Origin of the sequence: Desulfovulcanus ferrireducens, from assembly GCF_018704065.1 — a bacterium.
GTDB classification, from domain to species: Bacteria; Desulfobacterota; Desulfovibrionia; order Desulfovibrionales; family Desulfonatronovibrionaceae; genus Desulfovulcanus; species Desulfovulcanus ferrireducens.
The window spans coordinates 11,881-26,048 of the sequence record NZ_JAGUQP010000027.1; the positions used below are offsets into that span (position 1 = coordinate 11,881).

The following is a 14,168-nucleotide window of genomic DNA, read 5'->3' on the forward strand; positions in this document are numbered from 1 at the left end:
ATTTGCGTTTTTATTCAAACAAGTCAAGTAAGTTCTCTTTTAATTCATTGTCTAATTTTTTTTCCCATGGTAGATAGTGGTCCATATAGGCTGTGGCCGGGAGAAGGAAAGATTCCAGCCCTTTTTTGTTCATGTAAGAAAGCATGCCCTTCCATTTTGGTATAAGGCCTTTTGTCTCATCCAGGAGAATGCGTTTAACCCTATGTTTATCCTCTCCCAGGGCTTGCCAGAATCTATCTCCGTTGATCCATAACAATCCTTTTTCTTTGATCTTTTGTATGCCGAGCCAGTCCAGCTCAGTTTTAAGGTCATTTGCTGGTTTTTCCCAGTCTGAAATAAGTTCCTTCTCAAAGATGTCTTCGTCTTTGCGTAGAAATAGAAGTAGATCATTATAGGCATGGATAACTTCACCCAGGCGTGCATGCACTTCCTCCATGGCCTGGACTATTTTTAAGGGCAGTACCTGGCCAAACACCTTCTTTAATTCTATATTCACTTTGCCCCGATCCTGGCTGAACCAGTTACTGGCTGAGGTGTAGGTATGACCATTAATATTTAAAATAGCATCAGAACCGGGTCTGGCTGTGCTTTTCATGCCTAAAAGAGCGAGAGGTGAATTGTTGCCGTCCTTTAAATACATTCGCTGGCCAATTTTAGGCTCTTTTAAATTGACTTCCAGAAATAGTTTGGAGGTATAAAGGGTTTTGTCCTGGCTATAGTCCGGAACGTCACGCTTGCTTACATTTACCTGGACGTTTGTGAGTGATGAATTGAGATAGCGGGCCAGGCCGGATAATAAATCTTCGTATGTGCTCTCCGGGAAAACAACCAGCCCTTGTCCGCTAAGTTGTGAGACAGTTGAAGCCCAGGTAGCATTATCGTCTATTTGACTGCTATTAAAGGTTAAATTGGATACTTTAGTTTCCCAATCTGCTGTGTCCTTGACCAGGGCCTGAGGGTCCTGCGCCAGGGTTTGTGCTTCTTCCCAGGTGTTTTTATCAACAACAAATACAGATATATTTGTCGTAGTTTGATCTACGTTTATACTGAAAGTGTATTTTTTTATGCCCCAGTTTATTTCTCGGTTGGCAGAAAACCCTGATGATGTATAAAGAGAAGGGCTATTAATACTTTGTCCTTGTAAAAGGTATGTTTTAATCTTGGCTCCGGGGATTGGTTCATTAACAGGATACAGGCCAAGTTTTTTGAGCAAAAGGCCATTTGTGTCTTTAATCTCCAGTTTTTGTTCTGCATTGGGATGATTTACACTGATAGCTAAAATTCGACCCAGAGAAGGCGAACTTACTGCTTGATATGGAGAATAATGGTGTACAGTCTCGGCCTGTACAGGCAATGAACTGGCATTGATTACATTTTTTACTGTGTCCAAAACCTTAGCGTATGTTTGTCCATCCGGAATGGTTAGGCTGAGGGTCTGCTCGCGACCATTAATTTTCAGGCTGAATCTATAGGTTCCAGCCGGGATATTGGCGGTTCGATTAGCTGGAAAAGCACGCGAAAGATATTGGTATGGCGGGATGATTTGGTGTGGTGTAATGGCTTTGACTTTGTCTTGAAGTGTAGAATCTGCGCGGGTTAAAGTTGATTTGTGCCAGGGTAAACCATCAGCAGGCCAGTCAAATTTGTCCAATGCATTCTGAAGCCCATTTAATTTTTGTTCCAGGGAAAGCACAAAAGGTTTGGCCAGACGCAGGTAACTTTTTTTTGCCCTGTTTCTTTGTTCTTTTTGAGCCCATATAGATGATGTCCACAGTCCTGTTTTGTTCAGGATACTGTTGGTGCCTTCAAAAAGGCGGTTTAAAAAAGGATTGATGAACTTGATATTGACCATCCTAATACTCAACCTGTTCCAGACATAATCCTTGAGCCGGGGCCGTTGCTGGAGCCAATGTTCTGTCTTTTTTATGGATGATGTCTTTTACTTTTTGCAGAGGAAGTTCTTTTTTGCCAATACACTTTATGAGGCCGGCAATATTTCTGACCATTTGTTTTAAAAAGCCATTGGCCTGGATAGACATGACCAGTTCCTGCGGATAAAAACCAGGCCTGAATTCAAGCATGTATACGTTTCTGACCGTATTTTTAACCGGTGTACCAACATTCATAAAAGATTTGAAGTCATGCTCGCCTAAAAGATAAGCACTTGCCTTTTGGAGCAGGTCCAGATCCATGGGCCCAACCGGCCAGACATAATCTTTGCGCCACGGGAGGACATATTTTTTTTCTGTCCAAAAGGTATAGGTATAGGTTTTAGATTTGGCGCTGTACCGTGCGTGAAAGTTTTGTGATACAAACTCGGCTTTTACCACACTAATATCTTTTGGCAAAAGTGAATTTAAGGCCTTTTGCCAGGGAATGCTAGCTTTGTCAGTGGGCACATCAAAGTGCGCCACCTGGCCTAAGGCGTGTACCCCCGCATCAGTGCGCCCTGAGCCATGTACACGGATAAATTGCTGACAGATTTTTGTAATGGCCTCTTCCAGAGTACCCTGAATTGTAGGGCCATTTTTCTGCACCTGCCATCCGCAAAAATTGGTTCCGATATAAGCCAGAGTGAGCTTTATACGTTGCAGGCTCATTTTTTATCTTCAGCAAATGGGGCGTGAAGCTGGGTCAACTTCTCAGAGAGCTTGGCAGCTTTTTTAGCCTCGACATAGGAGAGTATCTCGCCTGCTTTGCGCCCACGCATTCCGGACAGAATTTTGACAGCCAAATCTTCGTCCACTGTTGACAGGACCTGTGCGGCTTGTTTGGGTTTCATATTGGCATACATATCTACCAGATGTTTGATTTTTTTGTCCTTTAATACGTTGGCTTCCTCAAGCATCTTCTTTAGACGGGCCTCAACTTTTTGCAACTGCTTCAGTTTGGCATTGAGTTCTTTTTCAAGAAGTTTAAGACCTTGTTCCTTCTGGGCCAGTTCCTTTTCTTTGGCTTTAAGACGCTTTAGCTCAGCAGAGAGATTGACTGGTTGAGTTTTTTTAGGCGGAGCACTTTTTTTCTGTTCTTTGGGCTTGGAAGCGGCAATGGCCGGCTTTGTCAGTTGCAGATGCGTTCCTTGTTTGGCCGGATCATATTCTGGCTGGATAGCGATACCTAGAAAAAAGGCCAGTTTTATGACGCCGACAGCCATCACAACCTGAAGCAACCTGGAAGGTTTGAGACTAGCGCTGTTGAAAACGCAAGACAGCCATCTCGTCAAATTCTTTTTGTTCTTTTTGTTTTTGTTCATACTCATGTCTAATCATTTGTTTTTGTTTAAATTTTTCAAGCAGCTTCCTTTCTTTGCTTCTTAAAATAACTTCCTGCCGGCATGTATTTACTTTTTGAGCTAAAAGATGCAGTTTTTTTTCCGCAACGGCAAGGTCAGCTTTTAAGTTATCCCGATACGTTGTCCATAGCCATAATTCAGCAGGAGTTAAATTTTTTTGGGCTAAGAATTTGGCTTGGTGCTGATGCAGTTCATTTTTTATTTTTTTTACCAACTCGGTTTGGGTTTGATATTCAAGCTTGGCCCGGGCTAGATTTTGTTGAGCCTGTTCTTCACGCTGAATCCGCAGATCCAAGATCTTTTCTAAAGAAAATTTAAAAGGTTTAGACATATTTAAACATTGGTTAAGTTGAGGTGTCTTTTATTTATTACTCTTTTATTGAGGAGTATGCAACTTTTGCGCCATGATTGTTAATGGTTGAGAGTCGATGTCGGGCTTGACTGCTGAGTAAAAAAAGACTCAACAAGCTCAATAAAGCCAACAAACGGGTGTGTCCTCAAAAAATCAAAGGGTGAACTCAAGACTGATACACACCTTGCACCTTCTATCTTATGAGATTTTTTCTTCACTTCGCTCAGAATGAGGCAAGTCAAAAGACCAATTTACGCATTGCCAAATAATGTGCATTTTCATATGGATGCGTTTTAATTTTAAAAAGGAGCTTTTATGTCCAATAAACGTCATATTTATCTGCAAACCATAGAAATAGAGGAAGCTATTCATAAGGTAAAACATGTCCTTCAACCCAGTCAATTAGTGCAAAAAGAAATGGTGCCGACCCATGATGCCGTAAGGAGAATTACAGCCGCTCCCATCTGGGCGAAGTACTCATCCCCTACCTTTCATAGTGCGGCCATGGATGGGGTGGCAGTAAAAGCAGACAAGACATTTCAGGCCAGGGAAGGCAGTCCCGTGTATTTAAAGAAGGAGCAGGATTATATTGAAGTAAATACAGGCAACCCCCTGCCAGAAGGTATGGATGCAGTGATCATGATTGAAAATATAGTCCAGGTCGATGATGATACTATTGCTATAGAACAGCCTGCTTTTCCCTGGCAGCATGTTCGTCGAATCGGGGAAGATATCGTGGCCACGGAGCTCCTTCTCCCCCAGAATCATGAACTTTCGCCCTATGATATCGGAGCACTTTTAAGTGCTGGCATTTGGGATGTAGAAGTGTGGGAAAAGGTGAAGATTCTCATCATTCCTACAGGCGACGAAGTCCTGGACTTTCGCTTGCGCCCCAAGCCTAAAGCCGGCCAAGTAGTGGATAGTAACTCTCAAGTTCTGGCCAGTATGGCCAAATCCTGGGGATGTGATGTCCAAACCATTGCCCCTGTGCCTGACGATGTGAATAAACTTGAGGCAGCCGTGGACCAGGCCTTGAACTCTTCTGCCCATGTTGTGGTCATTGGCGCAGGGTCTTCTGCAGGGAGTAAAGATTTTACGCGCCAGATTATGGAGCGCTTTGGTCAGGTGTTGGTTCACGGCATTAAGGCCATGCCAGGTAAACCATCTCTTTTGGGCGAGGCCAGGGGAAAGTTGTTGGTTGGTGCACCTGGTTATCCTGTCAGTGCGGTCATCTGTTTTGAGCAATTGTTAAAGCCCATTGTTCATTGGCTTGGGCGCAAAGTTTTATCTGAGCCAGAAAAAATAGAGGTTGAATTAACTAGGCGGGTGCCGTCTAAACTTGGAGTGCGCGAATTTTTGCGTTTGTCCATTGGGCGGGTGGGGGATAAATATGTGGCCACACCTCTGGCCAGAGGCGCTGGAATGATTACAACTTTAACAAAGGCCCAGGGCATGACCATTATTGAGGAAAAAAAAGAGGGTTTGGAAGAAGGCGCCATTGTGCCAGCTGTTCTTTTGCGCAACAAAAAGGAATTGGATCAAGTCCTGGTGGCTGTTGGCAGTCATGATAACACTCTGGATTTGTTGGCAAATGAACTAATGGGTCTGAGCCAGCCCATCCGGCTTTCTTCCACCCATGTGGGCAGTATGGGCGGCCTTATGGCGGTCAAAAAAGGTTCCACGCATTTAGCCGGCATACATTTATTCGACCCGGAAACAGGAGATTATAATTTCCCCTTTATTGATAAATATATCCCCGGGTTAGAATTTAAATTGATTAACCTGGCAATCAGACATCAGGGCCTGATTGTGGCAAAGGGAAATCCAAAAAACATAAAAGGGATTGATGACCTGACCAGAAAAGATGTTCGGCTTATTAATCGCCAGCGTGGGGCCGGTACGCGTATTCTTTTAGACCATCATCTTAAAACAGCCGGGATCAGCCCTAACCAGGTAAATGGTTACGATAAGGAGGAATTTACGCATATGGCTGTGGCAGTAAATGTACTTAGCGGAGCTGCTGATTGTGGTCTGGGAATCTATGCGGCGGCTAAAGCCCTGGGTCTGGATTTTGTGCCTTTGGCCAAGGAGCGCTATGATCTTCTTATCCCGGATTTTGTAATGCAGGATGAAAAAGTGCAAGCCGTGTTGGAGTTTTTAAATAACGATGCCTTTAAAAATAAAATTCTCGCTTTGGGCGGTTACGAGGTGGACTTGACCGGACAGGAGATGAAGCCGTCCGGCCAGAGGCTGGATTGATTGGCGGACAATATTTTAGTCAACTATAATTTCCTCCAGCGTCCGTTTGGGCACATGGTGTTTACCGTCTTGGTCTCGCCAGTATTTGATATCTCCGTCAGGGCCGACAGACTCCAGGACAACAACCTCCCTGGGCTTACCAAGGGCAATGACGAGAAGAATTTCAAATTGAGCGGGGAGGTTTAAGGCTTGCTCCAACTTTTTTCGGTTAATGGAGCCGATAATACATGCACCTAAGCCTTTTTCGGTTGCTCCCAGACGGATTGTCTGCGCAGCTATCCCATGATCGCAGCCAAAAGATTGACTAATATTTTTGTCACCCAGAATAATGATGTACGCTGAAGGCCTCTCGCCAGGGGCAGGTCCGGACCACTCCGGGATGTAAGCTGCCCAGCCAAGATGGGGGAAAATCAGGGAGTTTTTTTTGGGTTCGCAGGAAATGAAGTATTTTAGTGGCTGGATATTCCCTGCCGAAGGGGAAAATCTGGCAAGATCTATAAGCTCGAGAAGGGTTTCTCTGGCTATACTTTCTTCCTCATAAAAGCGGCGATAACTTCTGTTTTTGAGTACAAGGTTTTTGAACATTTTCAAGCCTCCTTTATTTCCTGATCCTCGTAGACTCTAGGAGGATCAGGATGGGAAAGCAACCTATATCCTTTCCTTATCGTTGTTAAAAAAACTTGCTGCAAGTTTTTAAAGAAAAAAGTTTGACTTGTAGAGTCTGTGGCCAAACGCTATTTTAAGCGCTGATTGAAAGTCTTGGTTTCTGAAATGCCTTACAAACGGCTTGGGTAACCCATCTTGGCGAAGCTTGCGGAAAAACAGAGCATCGGGATGAAAGGGGTAAATACTTTGCGATGTTAACCATGACTATCGATATTAAAAAGAATTTTTGTTTACTCAAAATATCCCATTATGCTCTGTCCGCAAGCAAGTTTTAGATGGGTCCAAGTCTTTGTACCAGCATGAAAGAAACCAAGACTTAGAATAAGCCATGAAAATTAAGTTGATAAAAAGGTTTGGTTACAAGCTTTGGTATTGTTTTCCCCAGTGTTTTTTTACCTTATGAAACAAGCAGAACACAAAAAAGACCGCTGATTTCTCCCCAGATAATTGCTGCCCCAAGAAAATCACCGTTCAATCCTTCCTGTTTCCTGGCTAGCTTGTAAAGCCTTAGCAGTCCAGGGCCAAGGATTAGAAAGGAGAAAACGACCTGCTCAATATTTAAGATAGACAGTCCTAGAAGGAGGCTTAAGAAGAGATTTAAGAACAGGACTTTTGGGGTGGCGCCTTGAAGAAAATATTTGCCCATGCCGGGTCTTAAAAGGTTTCTTCCCGAAAATGCGAGAATAACCGCTGCTGTCCGGCCCAGGACAATGGCCCAGATGATGATGGCCCATTTGTTAGCTGCTGCAATTTCATAATTTAAAATAAGTTGGCCAGTGAGCCCCAGGATGAGACCGATTACCCCAAAGGCACCAGTATGGCTGTCTTTAACTATGGTCCAAAATTTTTCTCCTTGCGCATTACTTCCTAAGCCGTCCCAGATATCTGCCCAGCCATCCCAGTGCAGGGCCCTGGTCAAATAGATGTTTAAGCATAATATGAGCCAGGCCTGGACAAGTGGATGTCCCTGGCCCAGACCCAGATAAAAGGGTAGAGTGATAATAAGCCCTAAAATGAGACTTACAGGGAAAAAATAGATCATGCACCGGCTCATGTCTTGAGGAGTGGCCATAGGAGCTTTGCCAATCCGCGATAGAAAAGATAGCGTCAATAGAAACAAGTTTTTATGGTTCATTTTTGAAGAGTCAAAGAGATTTTTTGTCCTATTGAAAGGTTTAGTCTTTTCTGGGCACTGGCCTGGTTTAAGGCCAGCTCATACATTTTTTGACTGCCAGGGATAAGCCCTAGTTCATTTGTCGGTATATGGCCATAAGTGGAAACCAGATGAAGTTGAAGTTCATTAAAAAAGAGTCGAGAGTGCTGCTCAAGAGTTGTCTCCCAACTGGTAATAGGTAGATTGAGGACTATATTGCCAAAATGATCAATATGTAAAACAGTAGTGGTTATTTTCTGTTCTTTATACTCTGGCTGTATATTGGGTAGCATATAAATGCTGTCCGGATTAATTTCTTTACCCAGGTCATGCGCTTCTTTTCCAAGGCTTAAGCGCGCGGCCAAGGGTGCAAAAATGTCGCGGCCATGGAAAGTGCTGCTGGCCAGAAAATCTTCATGTGAGACAGTATAGACTTTATCCAATAGATGTTCATGGGCCAGCATCGTTAGCAGGCCGTTGTCCGGAGCAAGGAAAAGTCGGGTTTTGTTTTTAGCTATAAGAATTCTCCTTTTTGTGCCTACGCCTGGATCTACAACGCAGACAAAAATGGAGTCTTCAGGAAAATAGTTATAACTTGACCATAAAAAATATGCCCCTTGGAGAATATTGAAGGGCTGGATGTGGTGGGTTAAATCGATAACTTTTATTTGGGGGTTATAGTGGGAGATAACACCTTTTAGCTGGCCCACATACATATCTTCCAGGCCAAAATCAGTTAGCAGGACTATGGGTTTCATAACAAAGTCTATGGGTTAAGGAGTTAAAAGGTTAAAGTGTGAAGAGCTAAGAAGACAGAAAAAGTTAACTTCTTAGCCTTTTAGAGTCTGTGGCCAAACCCTACTTAAGAGGACAATTTTTATAATTTTTTTCAATCCTGATTTCTTTCAAGCTGGTGCAAATGCTTGGACCCAGCCCATTGCAATGTATTCAAGAAACCAGGATTTTCAATCTGGTAGTCAAAATGGGGTTTGGCCACAGACTCTTTAATCTTTAATAGACTTTTCTTTTGGAAAATCCGCGGCCTATGACATTTAATGTGTTTTCAAAAATGACAAAGGCTTCCGGGTCAATGGAAAAGATTATTTCTTCAAGTCTTTTGAGTTGGATATTGTTGACCACGGTCATGACGATTTTTTTGCGCTGACCAGTATATGCTCCCTCACCATAGATGAGAGTTGAACCGCGGCGTAAGTTTTCATTTATGCTTTTAGCGATGGCATCTGGGGAGTTACTGATGATGAGGACCATTTTGCGTTGGTTAAATAAGGACATAAAATATTCACTGACAAAGGAAGAAACAAAGACTGCTGCCAGTGAAAAGAGCACCAGGTCCGTATCTAAAAAAGCAAAGCTTAAAGCAAAAATGATGAAATTAAATAGAAAGTTTGTTTGGCCAATACGCAGGTTAAATTTTTGATGCAAAATGATAGTCAGGATACTTGCGCCACCTGTTGACCCCAGAGTTCGAAAGGCTATGCCGCCTCCAGCACCTGCAATACAACCGTAACTTAGTGCTGCCAGAAAGTGATCATGAATAATAATGCGAAAGTTGATGACCTCCAGAAAAAAGGTCATGGCCAGCATTCCAAAGAGGCTATAAAGAAAAAATCTTCGGCTGACAAAAATGAGTCCGAGGACAAATACGGGTATGTTTAAGAGAAAAAACCAGATGCTTGGACTTAGTTTATGCGTGGAGTAATAAAAAAGAAGGCTTAAGCCCGAAATCCCGCCGCAAATAAACTGATGATCCAGGGCAATGGCCTTAATGGATGTTGCAATAAGAAAGGCCGCCAGAGTCAGGAGCCCAAGGTTCCATGGAATGGAAAAAGTAAAATCGCGAATGCTTTTTTTCACTTCAACTCGCCTCCAGGCATCCAAACCAGATAATCTGGTTTTAGTTGCCCTATCTTCGATTTGTGTGCTCGGCCTTCGACATGTAAGCGCACAAAGACCTACCGGTCCTTTAGCCTTTGTGTCTGCTTGATACCCTGTGATTGGTTATTTCGGCATTAAACGAGCCCTTCCTCTTTGAAGGGCAATGGTTTAGTCTTTTCGTCAAAAAAACAATTCTTATTTGGTTGACCAGCGAAAAAGAGTCACCTAGCCTATATAGTTTGGGGCTGCAGGTGCAGATTGCAATTAGTTAATACATCGATTTTTTTAAGGGAACTCACGAATCACAAAGTTATGAATTTTGTTAACGTAGCGCTTTCAAGACAGGATGAATATAATAATTTCTTTTGTCAATGTGCACAAAAGGCATCAGATTATAGTTTTGCCAATATTTGGGGATGGGCAGAAGAATATGGGATAAAATGGTCTTTTGCTGATAACTTGGTCTGGCTCAAACAAACCAGACCGGAAGAAGTTTTTTGGGCCCCTGTTGGCGATTGGAACCTGGATTGGAGAAAAATTTATACTCGTATCAAGAAACCTGTTCGCTTTATCCGAGTCCCTGAGAAGTTAAAGCAAATCTGGCTTGAGCAACTGCCGGAGATCATGGTGCAAGAAGCCAGAAACCATTGGGATTACCTTTATCTTGTTCAGGAACTTATAGAGCTAAGGGGGAACAAATTTCATAAAAAGAAAAATCTATTGAATCAGTTTGTAAAAAAATATGATTTTACTTATGTTGAACTTGATCAAAAATATATTGAACATGCCCTTGCCTTACAGACTGAATGGTGCTTGTGGAAAGAGTGTTTCAATTCGCCTGCGTTGGATGCAGAGAATAAGGCCATCATAAGGATTTTTCACGATTTTGATAGAATAAAAGGTTTATTTGGAGCTGGACTTTTAGTTGATCAGAAAATGATCGCCTACACAGTGGCTGAGGAGTTGGAACCAGACACCCTGGTTATTCACTTTGAAAAGGGATGTCCCAATTATAAAGGGGTTTATCAGGCTATAAACCAGCTATTTTTAAAAAATTCTGCTTCGAGATATAAGTTTGTAAACAGAGAACAGGACCTGGGTGATCTTGGACTGCGCAAGGCCAAGGAATCCTATCATCCGGTAGGCTATTTAAAGAAATATGAAGTTATTTGGAAATGATATTTGTTTGACTGTTCCGCCTCCGGCGGGATTAGGTTGACTGGCTTGTTTGATAGTTTAAAAGGCTATGAGTTATTTAACGTGTCATTAGGGATCAAGGCACACAGATAACTGGCTAGAGTAGTAAAGGCATCGCTGTTGCGGTGGTTATAGCGAAATTCTAGTTCTTTAAAGTAGAGTAAAAAGCGTTGGGGATTCATTGTTTTGAACCGTTTGAGCCTGGGCTTGGCAAAGGCCCAGAAATTTTTGTTGCCATCAATGGCGAGAGATTTCCCATTGTGTTTTAAACCGTATTGGGCAGAGATCCCGTCATCGTAAAATAAGATGCTTAAGTATTCTTTATACCGGTCAGAATAGACAATGTGCCCGATATTTTTAGTTTGTAGATGAAAATTAAGTTTAAAGTGAATTACTGTCTCTAGGCTTAAATCTGGTAAAAAATCCACAAAGACCTGGTCTGACCGTTCCAAGATACCCAAAATCGGACTGATCCTTCTGGCAGGTGGTTTGTTTTTCAAAAGAGAAAGCAGGGATAGGGAAGCAATAATCTGCGGTCCATCCAGGGAATGGGCTAGGATTGCCAGGCGAAGGACTGTCAGGGCCTTACGAACAGTATTATAGCTAACATCCAGCTGTTTGGCCATAACATCCGTGGTTACCTCCAGTTCAAAGAGTTTTAAAAATCTCAACCATTGCCGGGGAGAAAGTTGACCATAATTGATAAATCTGCGGCTGAAGTCATGGAAAGTATAGCCACACTTGGAACAGCGTCTTTTGCCGCTGGAAAGTTTATACAGCTTCCGACAGCGGCAGCGTGGACAAAAGCGTTGATAGTTTTTCCAGCAAAACTTGAGTAGAAATTTTTGAGCTGCAGCTCTGGTTTTTATTATTTTTTCGTAATCATAAAGGTACATAGTTTACGTGTTTAGGAATATAGGATGTTGGGAAGCTTGGAAGTCAAGTTCATGTTAAAAAGTGAGTAGAATGCTTGCTGAATTTTTGCACCTCCCCTTTTTTGTTCTTTTTAATCTTCCCATCTTCCTATTCAATCTTTTCCCAGTACCGGCATCCTTTTTCAGGACAGGCAAGATGCTCTCCTCTGGCCTTGGTGGTTTTTTTGACCAGAATTTTTGACCCGCACTCAGGACACTCTCTCTCCACGGGAAAATCCCAAACAGCATAAGTGCATTCGGGGTATTGGTCGCATCCGTAAAAGATTTTTCCGCGGCGAGAACTTCTTTCCACTAATTCCCCCGGACAGCCGGGGGCAGGACATGGAACATGGGTGGAAAATGGCTTTGTATAATTGCATTCTGGATAACCTGTACAGGCAATGAACCGGCTGCCTGTACGCGCTTTTTTTTCCACCAAGTCGCGGCCACATTTTGGACAGGTTCCTACTTTCTTTAATTCTATGGGCTCTGAAGGGATAATTTGAATTTTGCCTGATTCATCCCGTGTAAAATTGGCTGTATTTTTACACTCCGGATATCCAGAACAGGCCAGAAAGGTTCCGTTTCGACCAAAACGAATAAGCATGGTCTGGCCACATTTGCTGCATTTTATATCAGTTTCTTTGCCAGCCTTAACTTCAGCCATTTCTTTTTGGGCTTTTTCCAACGTAGGGTAAAATTCTTGAGCAAATTTCTGTAAAACATCGACCCAATTCTTATCTCCCAGGGCAATGGTATCCAGGTCTTTCTCCATAGCTGCAGTAAAGCTTGCATCCATGAGTTTGGGGAAATGTTTGACAAGGAGATCGCACACTACATTACCTAGTTCAGTGGGAACAAACTGCTTTTCCTGCCTGGTTACGTAATCTCGGTCTGTAAGGGTCGAAATGATGGTGGCATAAGTTGAAGGACGGCCAATGCCCAATTCTTCCAGTTTACGCACCAGGGAAGCCTCTGTAAAGCGGGATGGAGGTTGGGTAAATTTTTGTTCTTTGGAAAGTTCCAGGAGATTTAAACCTTGGCCTTCTTTCAGTTCAGGTAATTCTTTGTCGGCCTGATTTTCGCCATTAGCATAATAAATCTTTAAAAAACCCGGGAAAATTTGTCTCTGTCCCTTGGCGCGCCAGAGAGTATTCCCGGCTTTAATGGTCACCACTGTATCCCAGAATCGGGCTGGAGCCATTTGCGAGGCCATAAACCGTTGCCAGATGAGTCTATATAAACGAAAGTGATCAGCCGGAAGATAGGCTTTGACCATGTCCGGGGTGAGGCTGGGATCCACTGGGCGGATAGCCTCGTGTGCATCCTGTGCTGCAGCCTTGGTTTTAAAATTTCTTGGCTTTGGCGGGCAGAACTTCTGCCCCAGGTTCTCCAGGATCCAGGCTCTGGCTGCTTCCTGGGCTTCTTTAGCAATGCGTACAGAATCTGTGCGCATATAGGTAATCAGAGCTGTTGTTCCCATATCCCCCAGGTCAACACCCTCATACAGTCTCTGAGCTACGGTCATGGTCTTTTTGGCTGAAAAATTTAGTCTGGTGCTGGCTTCCTGTTGCAGTGTGGAAGTAATGAAAGGGGGCTTTGGTTCTTTTTTCCTTTCTTTTTCCGTGAGCTCTGAAATTACAAACGACGACTTACGGACTTCCTGTTCAAGCTCTTGTGCTTTTTGGGCGGAAGGAATGTGGGCCTTTTTTTTGTTGATCTTCCAGAGTTCGGCCACAAAGTTTTTCCCTGGGGCCGCTGAAGGCTCTTTATTATTTTCTGCCTCTAGCTTGGCTTTGAATAGCCAATATTCCTCGGGAACAAATTTTTGCCGTTCCCTTTCTCTGTCCACGATAAGGCGTAACGCCACAGACTGAACTCGACCAGCGGATAGACCTCTTTTGACCTTTTTCCATAAGATAGGGGAAATCTTATACCCGACAAGGCGATCCAGAATGCGCCGTGCCTGCTGGGAGTTAAACAGGTTTTCGTTCAAGGGCCGGGGGTGTTTCAGAGCTTCCTTTACTGCCCTGGCAGTGATTTCGTTGAATTGAATGCGGTTATAATTGGGATTTTTATCTTTGATAAGCTCAGCTATATGCCAGGCTATGGCTTCACCTTCCCGGTCCGGGTCCGGAGCAAGAAATACCTGGTTGGCCCGTGAAGCTGTTGCACGCAACTTATTGACGATTTTTTTCTTGCCAGGAATAATTTCATACTGGGGTTGGAAATTATTGTTTTCATCTACTCCCAGGCTTTTTGTGGGTAGGTCGCGTACATGACCTACTGATGCTTCAACCAGATAATCCTGACCCAGAAATTTTTTTATGGTCTTTACCTTTGCCGGCGATTCAACAATGATTAAATCTTTACTCATAATAGGGCGGCTATATCCAGATGGTGTGGTATTTTGCAAGTAGAAAAATGATCAAAAATAAA

General features: G+C 43.2%; 12 protein-coding genes. 2 read left to right on the forward strand and 10 right to left on the reverse strand.

The window, feature by feature from the left end; genetic code table 11:
* Positions 1-10: 10 nt before the first annotated feature.
* The 4 genes from KFV02_RS09435 to fliJ are packed head-to-tail and all read right to left on the reverse strand — an operon-like array spanning position 11 to position 3,623.
* The gene (locus KFV02_RS09435; protein ID WP_252381301.1) at positions 11-1,852 is read right to left on the reverse strand and encodes a hypothetical protein; all 1,842 of its coding nucleotides are present in this window, start codon (positions 1,850-1,852) and stop codon (positions 11-13) included.
* Between the two features lies 1 nt (position 1,853).
* Positions 1,854-2,600 carry a tRNA pseudouridine(38-40) synthase TruA gene (gene truA, locus KFV02_RS09440; protein ID WP_252381302.1) on the reverse strand — a complete coding sequence of 249 codons (747 nt, stop codon included), beginning with the start codon at positions 2,598-2,600 and terminating at the stop codon, positions 1,854-1,856.
* A complete protein-coding gene (locus tag KFV02_RS09445; RefSeq protein WP_252381303.1) occupies positions 2,597-3,154 on the reverse strand; it encodes a MotE family protein in 558 nt (185 codons plus the stop codon). The genes truA and KFV02_RS09445 overlap by 4 nt, the downstream gene beginning before the upstream one ends.
* A gap of 31 nt (positions 3,155-3,185) precedes the next feature.
* Positions 3,186-3,623, reverse strand: coding sequence for a flagellar export protein FliJ (gene fliJ / locus KFV02_RS09450; RefSeq protein WP_252381304.1), 438 nt, complete (start codon positions 3,621-3,623; stop codon positions 3,186-3,188).
* 336 nt (positions 3,624-3,959) lie between these two features.
* On the opposite strand from fliJ, the gene KFV02_RS09455 reads away from it, so the two are divergent.
* On the forward strand, positions 3,960-5,903 hold the full coding sequence (locus KFV02_RS09455) for a molybdopterin biosynthesis protein (RefSeq protein ID WP_252381305.1): 1,944 nt from the start codon (positions 3,960-3,962) through the stop codon (positions 5,901-5,903).
* Positions 5,904-5,918: 15 nt separating this feature from the next.
* Here KFV02_RS09455 and KFV02_RS09460 read toward each other — a convergent pair whose 3' ends face one another.
* The 4 genes from KFV02_RS09460 to KFV02_RS09475 all read right to left on the reverse strand — a co-directional run bounded on the left by KFV02_RS09460 (position 5,919) and on the right by KFV02_RS09475 (position 9,597).
* Positions 5,919-6,488, reverse strand: a complete 570-nt coding sequence (locus KFV02_RS09460; protein WP_252381306.1) for a nitroreductase family protein — start codon at positions 6,486-6,488, stop codon at positions 5,919-5,921.
* Between the two features lie 478 nt (positions 6,489-6,966).
* A complete protein-coding gene (locus KFV02_RS09465) occupies positions 6,967-7,704 on the reverse strand; it encodes an adenosylcobinamide-GDP ribazoletransferase (protein WP_289510138.1) in 738 nt (245 codons plus the stop codon).
* Positions 7,701-8,480 (reverse strand): SAM hydrolase/SAM-dependent halogenase family protein, encoded by a 780-nt coding sequence (locus KFV02_RS09470; protein WP_252381308.1) that lies wholly within the window; start codon positions 8,478-8,480, stop codon positions 7,701-7,703. Before KFV02_RS09470 ends, KFV02_RS09465 begins: the two co-directional genes overlap by 4 nt.
* A gap of 253 nt (positions 8,481-8,733) precedes the next feature.
* On the reverse strand, positions 8,734-9,597 hold the full coding sequence (locus KFV02_RS09475; protein ID WP_252381309.1) for a YitT family protein: 864 nt from the start codon (positions 9,595-9,597) through the stop codon (positions 8,734-8,736).
* A 333-nt stretch (positions 9,598-9,930) separates the two neighbouring features.
* Here KFV02_RS09475 and KFV02_RS09480 point away from each other — a divergent pair, with 333 nt between their 5' ends.
* Complete coding sequence (locus KFV02_RS09480; protein ID WP_252381310.1) at positions 9,931-10,797, forward strand: DUF2156 domain-containing protein; 867 nt, start codon at positions 9,931-9,933, stop codon at positions 10,795-10,797.
* 65 nt (positions 10,798-10,862) lie between these two features.
* Here KFV02_RS09480 and KFV02_RS09485 read toward each other — a convergent pair whose 3' ends face one another.
* Both KFV02_RS09485 and topA read right to left on the reverse strand, forming a co-directional pair.
* Positions 10,863-11,711: a transposase gene (locus KFV02_RS09485; RefSeq protein WP_252381311.1), complete on the reverse strand. Its 849-nt coding sequence runs from the start codon at positions 11,709-11,711 to the stop codon at positions 10,863-10,865.
* Positions 11,712-11,838: 127 nt separating this feature from the next.
* Positions 11,839-14,106, reverse strand: coding sequence for a type I DNA topoisomerase (topA, locus tag KFV02_RS09490; RefSeq protein WP_252381312.1), 2,268 nt, complete (start codon positions 14,104-14,106; stop codon positions 11,839-11,841).
* Between the last annotated feature and the right edge of the window lie 62 nt (positions 14,107-14,168).